This is a genomic window from Gracilibacillus suaedae (assembly GCF_017599345.1).
Taxonomy (GTDB): domain Bacteria; phylum Bacillota; class Bacilli; order Bacillales; family Amphibacillaceae; genus Gracilibacillus; species Gracilibacillus suaedae.
The window spans coordinates 87791-104643 of the sequence record NZ_JAGFVL010000021.1 but is presented as its reverse complement, the minus strand read 5'-3'; the positions used below and the strand labels follow the sequence as shown (position 1 = coordinate 104643).

Here is a 16853-nt window from a genome sequence, read left to right as displayed (position 1 = left end):
GAAGTATCATACCCCTGTATATGCTCATTTGAAGCAATTGCCTTATCCAGTATTGTAAAAATATCTTCTAAGGTAATATGGCTTTTTCTTTCAGCAATATATTCATATATAGATTCTAAAAAACTATTATCCTTTTTTAACTCATCTAGTAATTTATATTTTTCTTCCTTAGGAAGTGTTTTTATCTCTTCTAATGCTGATTCGTCAGAAATAAAATCAAAATAATTTTTATTAGAAAAGAGCCTGATTATAAACTCTGCTATGTTTATACGTGCTTTACGATACCTTTCTCCAGTTTTAAGTAAGATTGGATTAAAAGTTGCAAAATCTGATTCCTCTTTCTTGAATATACTTTTTAATATGTCTGCTTGTGAAGGGAGGTTTTCTATCATTGAAGCTCCAGCACCAAGAACAAAAACTGTTTTACTCATGGGTATATAACACTTCTTTCCACAACTCGTAAGTACCCACTAAATCATAGCCTAATATTGGAGAATACTCTTCTGCTGATTTAATAGATTCATCTACTAGATCTAATAAATCATTTGATTGTATGGACTCCCACTCTTTTAACTTATTAAATAAAAAGTGATTAATGCATAATGCTTTTGCTTCCGTGGTTGGATATTGCCTTGAAATAGTCGCCCCTGTTTTTCGTTTGATTTCAATCGGTTTAGAATCACCATAGAATGCAAAGTTATCCAAGTTATCATCTATAATTTCTTTACATTGTTCACAATTACATATATCACGATAGTACCTTTCATAATTATCTGGTAATATCTCCAAAAATCTTAATAACGTAGCTACACGACCATATTCTATTCTTTGATGAATTGGATACAAATAATATTTATTAACTGGAATACCACCGCCCACAGGGACAATCGCTCTTTTTTCGCCATACTCAATACCATGGCATACTCCTTGCAATTTGGCTTTGGAATTCTCATGACAAAGTAACACAGAAAAATAATCTCCGTATAGGTTATATACATTAATTCCATTATCAGAAAAACCTTTTATTAATTTGCAAAAATTGTTTAGTAGTAATCTTGATGATTCAAATGCCGAAAAATCATCTACCCATAAAAGCAAATTCCTAATACCATATGATGAATACTTGTCTATAATATCTTCAATATAATAAGAATCTTCCAAAATATCTTTTTCGATAACAATTTGCGCTGCTATTCTATCCAACTCATATTCTTCAAGAGAAAAATCTATCATTCTAACATTTATCTCTATCCACTTATTATAATTCTTAGTATTCATCATAAAATAAGGAACGATTAACCATTTAGGTTCAAATGTAACTTTTGCATATTGTAAATATTTGTAGTAGTCCCTTTTCTTAGAGGTCTCTATAACGTGGTTTTTTTGAAAATCTAGAACCTTAGAAGTAAAGTTCTGCAGAATTGATTCATCTTCGAAATCAGAAGGTACTAAAACTCTTTCCTGATCAACAATTTTCTCCTTTACAAAATCAGAATAGTTATCTACCATCTTTTGTATTGAACTTTTTATTTTTCCATTCTTTCCTTTAATGTACTGGATATCATGTTGAAGAGAGTGGGTTAGTGGATCAATAATATAGCTAAACCTGCGAGTTGCAACGAATTTAGAAATTGCCTTGGAAGCATGTGATATCATATTTCCGTTGATAACCAATAGGTCAAATTCATTTTTAAATTCATCAATAAACTTCTGTTCTGCCGATGTACCATATCGAATTATTTTTAAAGCAGACTTTTGCTCCATAGTTCTCTCCCCTCTTATACCTTTAATATTCTAATAGCATGTTTAGTAAACTTTCCTTTTGTACATCCCAATAAAAATCTGATTTTATAGGTTTGACAGCTTCAAATATTTCTGGATTACCTTTTTCATCCAAATAAAAATATAACAGTCCGGTCTTCTCTTGTTTACACACATCTTCAATTTTTTCTCTGGTTACTTTATTTTTAGGTTTTAATATACAAATGGACATATAATCTACGGCAATACTGTGTTTCTTTACTTGGTCTATTGCTTTTTTCCAGTTTCTTAACTTAAATTCAATAGCTGATAATTCATTATTATTATTAATCGCTATCATATCAATTGAAGAAGAAAATAAAGGAACCTCTTTAAATACTTTAAGATTCCTTTCTGCTAATATTTTTATACTAAGTTCAACCTGTTGTAATTCCGTTAGATTGGATAAGGTATTTAATGCGGAATTCACTTTACTTCACCTTACCTTTTATTTTTGACTTTGATGCATATTCTGGATACTTATTATAGACATAACTTAATAAGTTGCTTAAGTCCGTTGTGTTAATCTGCTTTTTAAACTGCTCAAGAAATGGTATGACACTTTCTTTATTAGGTATATTAGGGAGTATCTCGTTTTCAACATAATCAATACCCATTGTAGTTAAACTATATACCGACACCGTCATACCATTATCTTCAAGTAAGTCATTATTATCCTCTTGTACATAGTCATCTATGTCCTCTAAGGACTTCAAATCGTTATCATAATCCCATTCATTCGTTTTTCCCAAATTTCTAGTTTCTTCTTTAAGAAGTTCAATATTAGTAAATAGATCTAATTGTTCGTGTACATCAGATGAAAAAGGGCCATAATGATACGCCTCAAATGACGGCAAATCTTCCACAAGGGAAAACTCATTTAATTTTAGCTTTTTAAATATTTCTTTATTAAAAATAAACATCATTTTTGTAATCCTAGTTCTTCCTTCAATCGGCTCAGCCTTTTCATTACTTTTACCTTTTAGATAAAACAAAAGCAATAAATAATCTGCACCTGTTATTTTACCGCTCATCTTATCACTCCTTAAAGTGAAATATGAAACCTCTTCTTATGCCAATTATATTATATACTGTTCTATTTAAGAAATAATAAGCAATGATTGTTTTGTTTATACATTTTTTCATTATCCTTAAAAGTTCACCCCACTTGCCACTGGAGTTCCAACTGTAACTATCTTCTAGCTGCATTTATAAAATACTTATATTTAAATGACTATCATTCGATTTATTGATTTCTTCCTCAATGTTAGAGATGTTTTCTTTTTAATGTTTTATACATCATCAAATAAGCTAATTTCAGAAATACTATCATCATTTTCTTCAATAGATAGACCTTTAAATTGTTCTTTCTCTAATACGACCTGAGCTAGTTGATTAAACATATTACGCCCATCGTTACCAGTATAGAACTTTAGACCTTTTATTTTCACATTTGAAACTTCATCTTCAAACGCAATTTCAGCTTCGTGTTCATTAATGTATGTCAACAGGTCTTCTTTCCATTGTTCCCTTTCCATACGTTTAGAGTCCCCACCTTTAGGTTCAATAAATACTTGAATATAATAATCAGCATTTCTCAGGTACAAAATAAAGTCTGGTTGAAAACCTTCGAACTTAATTTCTTCAGTTTTTTGAAATTGATGTAACTTAAGATCATCACCCTTACTTGTTTCTCTGTTCATCTGTTCGTCCATACGAAACAAGTAGGTTTCAGGATAATCTTCGCGTAATTCTTCCACACGCTCCCCAATTTTTTTTATTAAATCAAATTCAAGCTCGTTTACAATTGCGATATTGTAAACAAACCAGTCATTTTTTTCACCAGACATTTTACGAGGCTCAACAATCTGACTACGATTCGCAGTATCATAATTTGGAACACGTTTTTTATAATCAGAAAGATATTCTTTAATTGGATACCCAATGAAATTGTTACTCCCGCGTTTATTTGAATATCCTTTTTTAATTTTAGCTTCAATATGACTTAAATAAGATAAAACAATGTTTAGCTTATCATTGCTAGTCAAATTGCTTTCCTCAAAATCAAGTGGAACTTCAATACGCAACGTCAGTTCATTGATATTCAACCAATTTTCACCATAAAGGAAGTCCTTCTTTGATTTTAACTCAGGCAAATACTTCTTCATTTTATCAAACCTATAAAATGATAATTTCTGCATAGCTTTTTTAAAATATCTATCATTCAGTTTTACTATTATTGAATGTGTCTTTATGTTAGTAGCTTCGTCTTTATAGTCTACTTCTCTTGATGAATATGACCAAGGAAGTGTCAGATCGTTTGTATTAGAAATCCCATATTGTGACAAGCTAGAGTAATAAGAATCAGGAACAGTAACTGTCTGATTATAGTAGATCTTTCCATATTTCCAAACGTTAGTTTTCTTAAAGTTAGATTTAACCTTTACTTCTAGCGGAGGATTTTTCTCATCCGTTCCTGTAGGTAAATCCATTGATTCAAGTGAACTCACCAGGTTTTTTAAATATTGCGGCTCATTAATGGTATGATAGTGTAGAGTTTCAAGTAATAAACTATCGTTAGAATCGTCCTCAAATCTTCTTTTATAAGAAGACTGCCCTTTTAGGACGAAAGGATTGTATCTAGCACCACGTCCAATTAATTGCGCTTCAGACATGGTAGACTTTTTATCACCTTTGGCATTTTCACTTATACGGACTATATCATATAGGTTTAACACATCCCAACCTTCAGTTAGCTTTGCAACTGCAAATATCACTCGATATAAGTTGTCAGGGTCTTCCAAGGTATTTAGTGCGTTATACTGCCCTTTTTCTAACATGCCTGCACCACGATCAGAGTCGTTTGCATTTAACACACGTTTAGGTTCAAACTCTCGTTTTATGGTTCGTAAAATTCTTGGGAGTTCGTCACTATGCTCTAAATAATAATTGTAAGCCAGCTGTAGAGTAGAACTTTCATTATCATCTATTTTTTGTTGACGTGTTATAAACTGTTTTATTTCTTCAACTGTCAAACCTTCAATCATATCGTTAAAGACTTGATTAGAGTAGTTTGATGCTTTGATATTTTGGGACTTAAACATAACAACGGGTTTAAAATCTGGAATCCCCTTTGATAAGGCTATTTGCCTCCTATATTCACTTAGTAACACTACGTTCAGCATTTTCTCTCTATCATCTGTTGATCCTTCAATTCGCTTAACATTTTTTGAGAATCTATCCGACATAAATTGATCTAATGCATAACGATAAATAACTTTATCTTTATACTTCCCATAGATATTCTTATTTTCCAAATCAATTGTAGCAGTAAACTCCAAAAGTCTATTATCGTCTCTTACACTAAGGATCTTATTAATAGCGGCTTCCCAAGTTTGTTCAAACTCTTTTTCTTTTTTTGTTGAAGCCGAGTAGTGGTGCGCTTCGTCACCAAGAATGACAACTTTGTTTCTACCATAGTCTCTTTCACTCATTCCATTTTCAGATGGAATAAATAGATCATTCGATAATAACTGAACAGATGACATCTTCAAGTATATTGTGTTTTTAGCTTGAATAACTGGAAACTTCGAAACAGGTAAAATGTTTATTCTCTCTCCATCTACCTCAATTATTTGCTGAAACAAATATTTGTTAGATAACTTGTTGGTAAGGTTGTCCTTCGTCTTATTCAGTACACTTTTAGTATTTACTGTAAACAGAAAATTCTGATAACCGTATTCTTTATACATAAAAAGAATTAAAGCTGCCATCAAATCTGTTTTACCAGAACCAGTTGCCATGTTAAAAAGTACATGCTTAATGTTGCGTGAATCATTAAATGTTTGAGTATAGTGAAAGTACCTGATTGCTTTTTCTTGATAATCACGAAGATTATGAACCAGATTATTATTTACATATTCAGGCACCCTAAACCCTACATTTTCATTGAATAACGATACATCATGTTGGTCAAGCTCATCTCTGAGAGGCAAAGAAATATTTTCCTTTTTGATAGGTTTTGAGGACATAATTACGCATCCTCCCCATAAAAGCTCTTATTAAATTTATAGTCCGACTCACTAATTAAATCCTTTACATTAGGGTCGTCAATTTCACTTAAATTAAAGTACAATTGGTTCTTTTCAATTATTTTAATAAGTAATTGACGATTATCCTCAATACCTCGAGACCAATCAATTTTGTTCAGGTCAGCACGGAAATCAATATCAGCTTTCTCCATTGTATCCATCCCACTTAGCATACGATCATAAACTGACCTCAAACCTTTAACTGAATCAGCATTAATGATGTCTATTAAATAACCTAAGTTCTTAGGGAATAACTCAGTATAGACAAAACTTCCTCCGCCCTTCCATTTAATTAATTTTGAAATACCTGATTGATCTTCACCACTAATCACCCTTTTCAATCTATTCCAAGGACTATTTTCGCCATAGTCAAGTTGTTCAATTGTTATATACTTACGTTCTAGTTTATGTGCCACAGCAGCTGTTGTACCAGATCCTCCAAAGAAATCCAACACTATATCACCTTTGTTTGTAGACATTTCGATAATTCTTCTAATGAGTTTTTCAGGTTTCTTACCACCTTTAAGAGTCACTCCACCTTCTTTGGCAATGCCTTCATAAGGAGTATCCATCCAAATGTTACTAACTTGAATGCTGGGAACTCTTTCTCCATCAATTTCTCTTACCTTTTTAGAATAGAAGGCAATTTCTTGACCATTTCGAATTAATACATCATAGTGATTTTCTCTATTGACTTTATAAATTTGATCCTTATTTATTTTTGAAATATCTCGAGTTCTAACAACTTCTTGACCAGCGTCATTACCAATAGCAGTATACCTAAAGACCGAATCCGCATTTTCTAAAGCAAAATCGCCCATTTTTTTCTCAAAAACTTCTTTCCCTAATTCTTTTACAAAAGCCCTTTTACTTTCGTATCCATACATTTCTGGAAGATGATCGGAAAGACTTACAATTTCCCATTTAGAAATATCATCGTCTTTATTTTTTATATAGAATTTATAATTGGTATCATAAGGCGCCTCAACATATTGAGGATTGTATTTCCATTTTGCCTTATCTTTTGCAAATCCAATAATGTATTCCGCAGTTTCAAATACCCCTGCATTTACACTAGCAAATCCAGAAGGAGACTTTGTTTTTACTGTTATCTTATTTATAAAGTTATTCTGTCCTGGTTCATTAAAAATATCTTTCATTAACCGATGCAACTCAGCGACGCCATCATCACTAATTTGTGCAAAAATTGCGCCATCTTCACTCAATAATTCTTTTGCAACTTCTAAGCGATTTTTTATAAATACTAACCATGTTGAGAGTTTAAAATTACTATTGTATTTAAAGGTATCTTCTTTCTTATTTGATTCAAAATAATATGGTGGGTCAATGTATATGAGCTTTACTCTACCTCGATATTTTTCTTTCAAAGAATGTAATGCTAGTAAATTATTACCCTTAATCACTAAGTTTTCATCATTAAAATCAGAAATTGCTTGCTCACCTTGTTCATCATATTTTGTAGAATTTATTAATACTTTCTCATCTAACATTACGTCGATTTCATCTCTTTCAATTACTTCATTGAAAAGCGATTCATCGTACCCTTTATCTTCCTTACTCATTGCTGCATTAAGTACACCATCCTTGAATGGAAAATCTAATACAACATCTTGTTGTTCAAATAAATACTTTCCTGCAGCAGTTAAACCAATTTGATTTTCATACTTGGTATAGCTACCTTCCCAATAGTCACGAAATTGAAGCATTTCTTCAAACTGGTCTATTAGGAAAATATCCTTACCTGAAATCTTTTTAAAATAATATTTATTTATGTAATCATCAGTTACCAAAGCAGTTATAAGTGCTTCATCATAGTTTCGTAAATCATTTACTAAAGCAGTGCGTTTTAATCCCCCATTAGCAAGGTACTTATCTCCGAATTCTTCAATGATCTTATGTATTCTATCTATCACTCTAGGTTCAACCTTTTCTTTAGCCACCTTTATCCTCCTTTTTAACTAAATATATTTGCTATATCTGCTTTAATGAAACGATAATTAGAATTCCCCAAATCTTTTCTATAGTGCCAGTTAACTGTAACAATACCTGTATAAAACAGTTTAACTTTTATACTCCCCTATAACTCCAACATTGCAAATACAAGCCCATAATAGTCTAAACTACTCCCAGTACCTATAGATAATACTTTAATTGGTTAAGATAGAAAATTTAAGTCAAGTGTGCTTTTTGTATATCATAATAATCGGTGACATATGCATTAGAAATACCTTAATAAGTAAGAGCGTGAAAAACCTTATTATTATACCAACAACCTTTTTCCAATTCCTTACTAATAATTTCCGCTCTCTTTTCAAAGAAGATATCATAATTATCATCCCAGATACCAAACAATTCAACATCATTAATTAAATGAGTTCGCATAGTGTCTTCTAAACAATTATTTTGCTCTTTAAATGACTTCATATAAACGGATGGAGCCTTCGCCTTAATTTTACGCTTGTTTAAAAAATCATCGACAATCGTGATGTTAAGAATATGATTAATGTAAAACTCATCTTCGCCTCTCTTCTTTAGAAATGCACGAGGGAAAAAGTGATGATAATTTTTACTATTTGCCTGCTTTAACCAGCTATTATTAATTCTTACAATGGAATGATCATTGAATGATTTAGGCTCATGATAAGCATAAAGGCATAGGATCGACTTGATATAACTTCGATTTGCACTAAACCAGCCATTTTCAATAATAGAGTCAGGTGTCACATCTACATGATAGTCATACTTCGGTTGCTCATCACTTAAGATTCTATCTATACGGCGCTTATCCTGTGCCAGTTTAGTCTCAACCGCAGATGAATATCGCTCTGATAAAGCTGTTCGCCAGAAAAAACTTTCCAAACGATTCTTCATTTCACTTTCTGGCTTATCGGGATGATGATAGAAAAAATAAGCAAAAGGTACAACTAACGAGTTGTATGGAAGAATCCTAGAAACAGGGATACGATAATAATTCCGAAAATAGTCAACTGTTCGCTCAATAGCGTCAACCACTTCACTCCACAAATCAATAAATTTTTGTCGATCCAACTTTAAGATATGTTTTTTTGCGCACTCACCTTTTTGCAATAAAGCAATGGTTTGTAGAAACACAATTGCAGGAATCGTATCATACCCTACATCCTCTAACTTATCCTTTACATCATCGTACCTTTCAGATAAATCAAAATTACTTTTAGCATCAAAAGTTTTCGCCACCATAATTTCAAAAACTGAAAGATCCTTACCACCTACATTTAACCTCGTAAAGACTTCAGTTGCTACATCAATCGATGCATCACGTAATAGAATGGTAGAAAAACGATAAGTATTTAATCGCTTTTGATAATCTTCCAACAAAGAATAACTGCTTTTCGGATAATCTGCCAGTACTGAAATCCCACCAAACAATAAGTCCTTTAATTTAATTATTTCATGCTGAACCCGACCAGCTATGTCTGTAATAATAATAGAATCATCTTCATCTGCTACTAGATCTACGTACATCTCTTCAAAATCGTCACATTTTTTATTATCACGTGTAACAGTAAGTCCTTTTAAACTTGCAAATAGACTAGTCATTCTCTGCTGACCATCTAGAACATATTGAACTTTAGCACCATCTGGTGTTTCTGGCAATAGTGCCCCACCAATATTTCTAATCGAACGCAGCCTCTCATCTGTCTCCCATAATATAAAAGTTCCAATAGGATATCCTTTAATGATACTATCTAAAAGCTTTGCGGACTGCTCCTTTGACCATACAAAATCACGTTGAAACTGTGGGATTTTAATGATACCTTTGTCAATATCATGGATTAGTGTTGAGAATGTTATTGATTGTGGCTCCGGTTGATACATAGTACGCCTCCAGTATAAATTTATTTAGATTTACAATTAGTACGTTTAATATCGTTGAATTTTTGGATAAGTATCTTTGGTTAGAGATATTATTAGTTATGTTGATTTCCACCATATCATATAATACTTTCCTAACTCATACGCATTTCTCCGAGTTGGCTTGTACAAAGTGAACCTATCCAGTTACAATTGGAAGAGAGTAATCCTGTATCTCAAGGTCTCAAAATTAAGAGTAAATATACTACCTAAAACAACTTATCACCTGATACCAATTCTTCGGCTTCTATAGTATCTAAAGCTTCATTTTGTTCGTCTTTACGCCATAATTCGGACGGTAATACTGTTTTGGATGGTTCACCAAATTCTTCTCCATCAATTTTAATTTCCATCGGAATAGCAAAAGAGTCACCGACAATTAACGCAACACCTGTCCTTAAGAAAGACAACCTATTTAACTGTCCATCATTCAAATATGGAATACTTTTTCTCATTTGGTCTAAATCTATATTATTTCGAATTCGATGTAAAATGAAGTTATTACATTGTGATAACACTGTTTTAGAAAGCTCTCCCGGTCTTTGACTAGACAAGGTTAAAAAAACACCAAATTTCCGTCCCTCTTTTGCAACCGTACGAAACATTTTAGAGTAATCTATTATATTTTCTTCATATCTTTCTGAGATATATTTATGAGCCTCATCAAATATTAAATTATAGCTTTTACTTATACTTCCAGTCTCTCTTTTATTTTCAAGTTGCTTATTAAAAATTTTTCTTAAAACATAACTTGTAAAAAATAATAGAACTTCATCATCAATAAAAGAACAATCGAATACGGTAAAAGTCTGATTAGTTGATAACATGTCTTCCAATTCTGCTTGTCTGGTAAAATCCTCAGAGAAAAGGTTATCAGAATATGTTGCATCTAAGTTGTCTATTCGTGTCATTAAAGTAGAACAAAAAGTTCTAATCTGACTATTGCCTTTTGCCTCCTCCAAAAGTAATACTAAATCAACCGCTAATTTTAGATCTTTAATAGTTTTAGTTTTACATTCGGTGACTTCTAAACAACTAATCAAATATGAGTGAGCATCCTCATATTCGTAACCTGTTTTATCTTTTACATATGCTTTAATTTCACCTCTAAATGTTTCATCAAAACCTGGTGGATTAAAGCTCCCAAACTGGGCATTATAATAATTTAGACATTCATGAATTATTTCGGAATCTATCCCCTCTAATAAGCCTTTTATTTTAGCTCTTTTAGGAACGGCATCTGTTGACTGGTTATTAAACAATTCTAACGCACAAAAGGCTTTTATCCACAAAACATCATTATTATTTGAATCGAGATGATTAGCTAATTTTAAAGCATTAAGTAAAATGGGTTTTTGTGCAGCATGTGAAGGTTGAAGTAAATTCGTCCAATCTTCAATCGTTAATTCCTCTAGATTTATTGACATATCATTAAGTCTCTTTGATGTTGTTAATTCTGGTGTCAATTCTGAATATTCATTATGAACATCGAAGATAATAAAATTCGCTTTTGATATATCAATGATTGGATCCTCTTTAAATTTCGTTACCTCATTTAAAAATTTTCTGACTGTAGTAGATTTACCAGAACCAGTGTTTCCTAATATGCTCATATGATTAGTCAAGATACTATCTACACTAATCTTAGGAATTATATCTTGGGTAGATAGTTTTCCAAGCATTATCGACATACTATTATTTGATAAAAGTAGCATGGTATTGATATCATTAACATTTGTTAAAAACGCTTCATCACCAATAACAGGAAATGTAGACAACCCATATTCAAACCTATCATGCGATATTTCCCCTACTGGTGCTGCTTCAAAAAAAGCTTTTTGCCTGAATTTTGACTGTTCTTCCTCATTTAGAGGCTTTTCTTGTTCATATAATCCTATAATTTGATAAATATACTTATTAGTTCCACTTTTATGTATTGTTATAAAGTCATTTAATCCATTTAATGTGTACAAATCTCCAAGATAATTATGCTGAATTAATTGGGTGTCTGGAACTTCTATTACAATTTTATTAAAAAACACCTTAGTAATGATCCCGAATGCATGTTTAGTCATTGATATCATCACCTCTCATATACCTAACTATGTTATCAAAATGATGTCCATCATTGAAAGGAACGTCCTCGGAAAAACAACCACCAATAAGGTGAATATTCTTTATATTTTTATGTTTATCGAAAAAAAACTTTATTTTCTCCTCTGAAAGATCACCAAAAATAATCAAAGTAAAATCTTCATTGCTTAGTGCCTGTGACATAAGTTGGTTGATATGTTGATCTGGAAAACCATAACCTAGAACTATTAAAGTACTATTTGATTTTTGAAGATTCGTAGTAAATTCCCTAAACAATTCAGAATAGGGAGTTTGTTGTGTCTCAAGATGTTTATTGATCGTGGGGTATATTAAAACATTTTCTGTATCATTATCAGTGAGAGATTTTTGCATTACATTTTGAGATTTCAGATCATAATACCAATCTATAGATCCGTGAATTTTATATAATTTTACAAATTTCCTAACAATGCTCCACTTGTCCTTATAACGATTTAAATCATCTACCAACCTAAATTGAAATTCAGAAGGATCAAATACTCTATTTATAGTTCCTCTAAATCCATTGCTATATCTAATATTTGATTTTTCTAATGCCATTTCATTGAATAAGTCATAGTTGGTGGTAAATATATTTACTGGTGAATAATCTTTGTTTCCCCTAGCAGAGAATACTTCATTATAAAAGTCTCTGTATAAATCCATGACTGGCATATTTGCTTCATAGTCAACTTTAATACTATCAATAAGAGCTTCCTTAGTCATCATAAAATTCATTTTAAAATCTTCAATTTTTTCCTTTGATTCACTTGCTTCCTCTAGAAATTTCAAAGCCGTATTCAACCAATTTAAATAGTCTTCTATATCATCATTATCTTCGTCTATATACCTGCCCATAGCAGTTGTATTCAATTTTGGCTTGACCTCTTTAAATGTATCTCCCATTGATGGTATTGCCGAAAAAGAACATCCAGATCCCATAAGAAAATTTAAGTTATTAGTTAATAATTGTCTCCTAATAAAGAAACCTATTTCTTTCCTTTGTTCTTTTAGGGGTATTCCTTCTACAACATTTTGATCACCATGAAAATGATATAAGCCATTTGAAACTTGAGACATCAGCCGACTCCCTCCTTATTTCCTTCCAAAATTTCATTAAATTATTTATTGCAAGATCGTATTTTCCATTATGTATCAAAAACTCCCAATTGGTTCAGTAAACAGGAATTTAATATGATCAACCTTTGATAGTTCTTTTTTTAATGAATTAAATGTATGTATAGTGAAATATGCTGACATAATCTATAATTTTGCATTTGCTCTTATTTTTTCATTTGATAGTCTCACCGATTGACCCCATCTTTTTATTAACCAAGACTTTCTGCAAATCCTGCCCCCCATTGCTAAGTATTCAAACTATTTTATTAGTCCATTTTCTAATACTTTGCTTACAATATCTAACCTTCGTTTCCCACACTGCTGTCGAATAACCGTCGTATATTTATCACCTTTTACCATCTTCGCTTGGTTTATAGCATACAACTGTTGAATCGTTTTAATCATCTGATCTTCATCGATCTCATCTTCCCAGTATTTATCAATAACCTCATTAATAGACGCTGCCAAATCTCTTTGTGTCTTTTGAAATAATTTTACTTTCATTATGCAGCAACTCCTAATTTTCTACATTTTTCATACTCTATTCTTATTTTAGAGATAGTGCTAGAGAATCACAATAGATTCGACAAAATTATACACATTTTCTGTCGGCACCACAGCCTATATATACAAAAGGGGTACCCTGCCGTTTCATGCCCCACCCCTTTATACAAGTAGACCATTGTTGATCCATCACGGATTAATGATGGTCTTTTTCTATTTACAGAGACGACAAGCGTGGTGAGAGGAACGCAACTATGAAAGGAGGTGAAAGTGATGGATTTAGCTTTAGCAAGAGTTCTTGTCAAAGCGAAAAAGCTTGATAAATGGGTGCCAGTTCGGTATTTGAAGAAACACGATATCGAACGGATCAACTTATTGCAGTTGGAAGATGAAGGATTGATTTTGACAACTCACCATGAAGATGCTGGCATCCTACTGAAGTTAACATTGAAAGGTTATCACCGCTTTAAAAACTTGTAAGCAATCTATCAAAATTCAAGGAGGAATTCACATGAACAGCGATCAAACAACCAATCTAACAATGGACGATATGCAGATCATTTATCATTATCTGCAACAACAATATGAAGATGTTGTTTCTAGAACCAACGATGCAGTGCAACGCAATGATTATGTTCAATTACTGCATTTAATCGAAGAACGTCAGCATCTTGAAAATGCAATGAATGAAATTAAAAGCCTTGCCCATGCTGATTCGTCATGCAACGAAGCTGAAATTGATGCAGACAAGATCATCGAAAAGATGACAAATAATGTAGAAGCAGCTAACCAATTCTTACGCCGACTTCTGATAAGCTCCGTTGACAAAACATCTAAGACGATAACAAAAGGAAATCAGTTTAGTCTGAAGACAACCAAGACATTGATGCATAAAACGGCGAATGGATTAACTAAACTTGCCGATCTCATTCATCAAAAATGCTAACACTTGAAAGGAGGTGAAAAACATGACAACGAACAACAATATCGTTCGCTTATCTGCAAATAGCAGACAGGAAGGAGTATCTTCACTACCTAACGTCGTCGTATCGTCAACGGAGTCACAACGACGGATTGATGAACTACAAAAGTTTGTTGACGACGTGATGATAAAAGGTGTCGATTATGGTTTAGTCGACGGATTTTCCAAGCCAACTTTACTGAAACCAGGTGCTGAAAAATTATGTGATGTCTTTGGCTTCTCGAAAAAAGCAGACATCATTAGTCGTATCGAGAAATGGGATGCTGGTATCTTTGCTTATGAAGTCAAAGTAACACTCACACGCAAGGATAATAACATCGTCGAAGCAGAAGGCCTTGGCTCTTGTAATTGTAAGGAAGCAACATTCCATCAGCAGGATCCATATACAATCGTCAACACTGTTTTGAAGATGGCGAAAAAGCGTGCATTGATTGATGCTGTGTTATCTGCAACAAGATCCAGTGGTATCTTCACACAAGACATTGAAGATTTCCCACAACAACAGAAACCAGATAAGCCACCGATCACCAAAAGTCAACTACAAAAGATTCATCAGCTTGCTAAAGAGATGAAGATACGCAGTGATGTTGCTAAGGAAATGCTACAGATGAGATATAACGTAGATCACAGCACTAAATTAAACAAACAGCAAGCATCGAACTTTATTAAAGACCTAATTAGTTTACAAGATGTTTTTGATGCTGAAAAAGACAATCAAACAACAAATAAGCTAGATTAATGCAAACATCGTAAATCCAAACAATACGATGTTTTTTTATTGCACAAAAAAAGATGAGCTCAACAACATGAACTCATCATCAACTTCATTTTAACAACAGTATATCCCATCCAGATGGATGACTCAAATCAGAGAGGCGATGGCGACCGTCGTCTCTCTCTTTTTATTTCAAAATTATAATTATTGGAGGAATTAATAATGCAAAACTCAATTGATAAAGTGACGTTCAAAAACTTACTAGCAACAACTACTCGAGAGAAAGAAGACAGCTATGTGGTAAATGAGCTATTTACACGCTATCCATCTATTCAGGAATTATTGGACGTTACAGAAGAAGAACTCTTGCAGATAAAAGGTATCGGTAAAGTGAAAGCATCACAGATCATTGCAGCATTGCAACTTGCTCGAATGAATCCATCTCCAGTTGAAGATCGTTTTACCATCCGTTCACCTGAGGATGCATATGAGTATTTACGTGATATGCAATATCTCAATCAAGAGCATTTTGTTGTACTTGGATTGAATACAAAGAATCAAATTGTATTTCGTGAGACTATATTTATTGGTTCACTCAACTCATCTATCGTGCATCCACGGGAGGTTTTTAAATCCTTGATCCGCCGTAGCTGTGCAAGTGCGATAGTAGCTCATAACCATCCAAGCGGCGATACATCACCAAGTCAGGAAGATATCCATGTTACCAAAAGATTATCTGAAGTTGGTAAAGTCACGGGCATTGAAATCCTTGATCATCTCATTGTCGGTCATGAAAAATATATTAGTTTGAAAGAAAAAGGTTATTTATAAAATAGGATAATGGTCAGTGACTGTGTGGAAAATGACACAATCACTGACTTTTCATTAAAATAATTTTACGGGCTAAAGTTTAATAAATTCAACTCTTTTTTGTTGAACACCTGTATAAATGCCCTGTAACCCCTGATACAACACCATTCTTATTATTACCTTAATTGACATGCAAGTTTTACTAATATCTGATTCCCTCAACCACTATGTATATATCCATAAAAAGTGCTAATTGTAACATTGAATTCAAAGTTTTTTACATTTTATCAAAAAAGATACCCTACCTACTCCTAATAATCATTTATGATATGGCTCATTTTTCTGTATCTTGAACGCTCGATAGATTTGTTCCATTAATATAAGCTTCATAAGCTGGTGAGGAAATGTCATTTTTGAGAATGACAATTTTTTATCAGAACGTTTTAGGACATCATCACTTAATCCATTTGATCCACCTATAACAAACGATATTTGACTCTTTCCATGGATACTCAGCTTGTCCATTTCACTAGCCAACTGTTCTGAAGACCAGTTATCTCCCTTCAAATCTAGTGCAATCACATACTGAGTAGGCTTTATCTTGTTTAAAATACGATCTCCTTCCTTTTGCTTTACTTGATACAATTCTTTATCGCTCAATTGCTCAGGAGCTTGCTCATCACTTACTTCATCCAATGTTAGCTTACAATATGGGCGTAATCTTTTTTCAAACTCAGCAATCCCAAGCTTTATATACTTTTCTTTTACTTTACCTACACTTACAATTTGTATTTGCATATAATTC

At 32.6% G+C, this 16853-nt stretch carries 15 protein-coding genes; 4 read left to right on the top strand and 11 right to left on the bottom strand.

From position 1 onward, the window contains the following. The 10 genes from J5J03_RS05970 to J5J03_RS05925 form a co-directional block, all read right to left on the bottom strand. The coding region (locus J5J03_RS05970; RefSeq protein ID WP_208587281.1) for a hypothetical protein at positions 1-431 on the bottom strand (431 nt) is incomplete at its 3' end. After that, positions 424-1764 carry a hypothetical protein gene (locus tag J5J03_RS05965; RefSeq protein WP_208587279.1) on the bottom strand — a complete coding sequence of 447 codons (1341 nt, stop codon included), beginning with the start codon at positions 1762-1764 and terminating at the stop codon, positions 424-426. The genes J5J03_RS05965 and J5J03_RS05970, both read right to left, overlap by 8 nt. A 22-nt stretch (positions 1765-1786) precedes the next feature. Continuing rightward, positions 1787-2230, bottom strand: coding sequence for a hypothetical protein (locus tag J5J03_RS05960; protein WP_208587277.1), 444 nt, complete (start codon positions 2228-2230; stop codon positions 1787-1789). A 1-nt stretch (position 2231) separates the two neighbouring features. Next, entirely contained in the window at positions 2232-2834 is a 603-nt protein-coding gene (locus J5J03_RS05955; RefSeq protein ID WP_208587275.1) for a hypothetical protein, read from the bottom strand. A 258-nt stretch (positions 2835-3092) separates the two neighbouring features. Further along, a complete protein-coding gene (locus tag J5J03_RS05950) occupies positions 3093-5831 on the bottom strand; it encodes a DEAD/DEAH box helicase family protein (protein WP_208587273.1) in 2739 nt (912 codons plus the stop codon). 2 nt (positions 5832-5833) lie between these two features. After that, complete coding sequence (locus tag J5J03_RS05945) at positions 5834-7852, bottom strand: DNA methyltransferase (protein ID WP_208587271.1); 2019 nt, start codon at positions 7850-7852, stop codon at positions 5834-5836. 289 nt (positions 7853-8141) lie between these two features. Then, the gene (locus J5J03_RS05940; RefSeq protein WP_208587269.1) at positions 8142-9770 is read right to left on the bottom strand and encodes a GmrSD restriction endonuclease domain-containing protein; all 1629 of its coding nucleotides are present in this window, start codon (positions 9768-9770) and stop codon (positions 8142-8144) included. A gap of 245 nt (positions 9771-10015) precedes the next feature. Beyond that, the gene (locus tag J5J03_RS05935) at positions 10016-11881 is read right to left on the bottom strand and encodes an ATP-binding protein (RefSeq protein WP_208587266.1); all 1866 of its coding nucleotides are present in this window, start codon (positions 11879-11881) and stop codon (positions 10016-10018) included. Then, positions 11874-12998, bottom strand: a complete 1125-nt coding sequence (locus J5J03_RS05930; RefSeq protein ID WP_208587264.1) for an SIR2 family protein — start codon at positions 12996-12998, stop codon at positions 11874-11876. Before J5J03_RS05930 ends, J5J03_RS05935 begins: the two co-directional genes overlap by 8 nt. Before the next feature lie 297 nt (positions 12999-13295). After that, on the bottom strand, positions 13296-13541 hold the full coding sequence (locus tag J5J03_RS05925; protein ID WP_208587262.1) for a TIGR04540 family protein: 246 nt from the start codon (positions 13539-13541) through the stop codon (positions 13296-13298). A gap of 273 nt (positions 13542-13814) precedes the next feature. On the opposite strand from J5J03_RS05925, the gene J5J03_RS05920 reads away from it, so the two are divergent. The 4 genes from J5J03_RS05920 (at position 13815) to radC (ending at position 16069) form a co-directional block, all read left to right on the top strand. After that, on the top strand, positions 13815-14021 hold the full coding sequence (locus J5J03_RS05920; protein ID WP_208587260.1) for a hypothetical protein: 207 nt from the start codon (positions 13815-13817) through the stop codon (positions 14019-14021). 31 nt (positions 14022-14052) lie between these two features. Continuing rightward, positions 14053-14487, top strand: coding sequence for a hypothetical protein (locus J5J03_RS05915; protein ID WP_208587257.1), 435 nt, complete (start codon positions 14053-14055; stop codon positions 14485-14487). Between the two features lie 22 nt (positions 14488-14509). Further along, entirely contained in the window at positions 14510-15262 is a 753-nt protein-coding gene (locus tag J5J03_RS05910) for a hypothetical protein (protein WP_208587255.1), read from the top strand. A gap of 198 nt (positions 15263-15460) precedes the next feature. After that, on the top strand, positions 15461-16069 hold the full coding sequence (radC, locus tag J5J03_RS05905; RefSeq protein ID WP_208587253.1) for a RadC family protein: 609 nt from the start codon (positions 15461-15463) through the stop codon (positions 16067-16069). Between the two features lie 297 nt (positions 16070-16366). Here radC and rlmH read toward each other — a convergent pair whose 3' ends face one another. Next, positions 16367-16846 (bottom strand): 23S rRNA (pseudouridine(1915)-N(3))-methyltransferase RlmH, encoded by a 480-nt coding sequence (gene rlmH, locus J5J03_RS05900; protein ID WP_208587251.1) that lies wholly within the window; start codon positions 16844-16846, stop codon positions 16367-16369. Positions 16847-16853 lie beyond the last annotated feature (7 nt).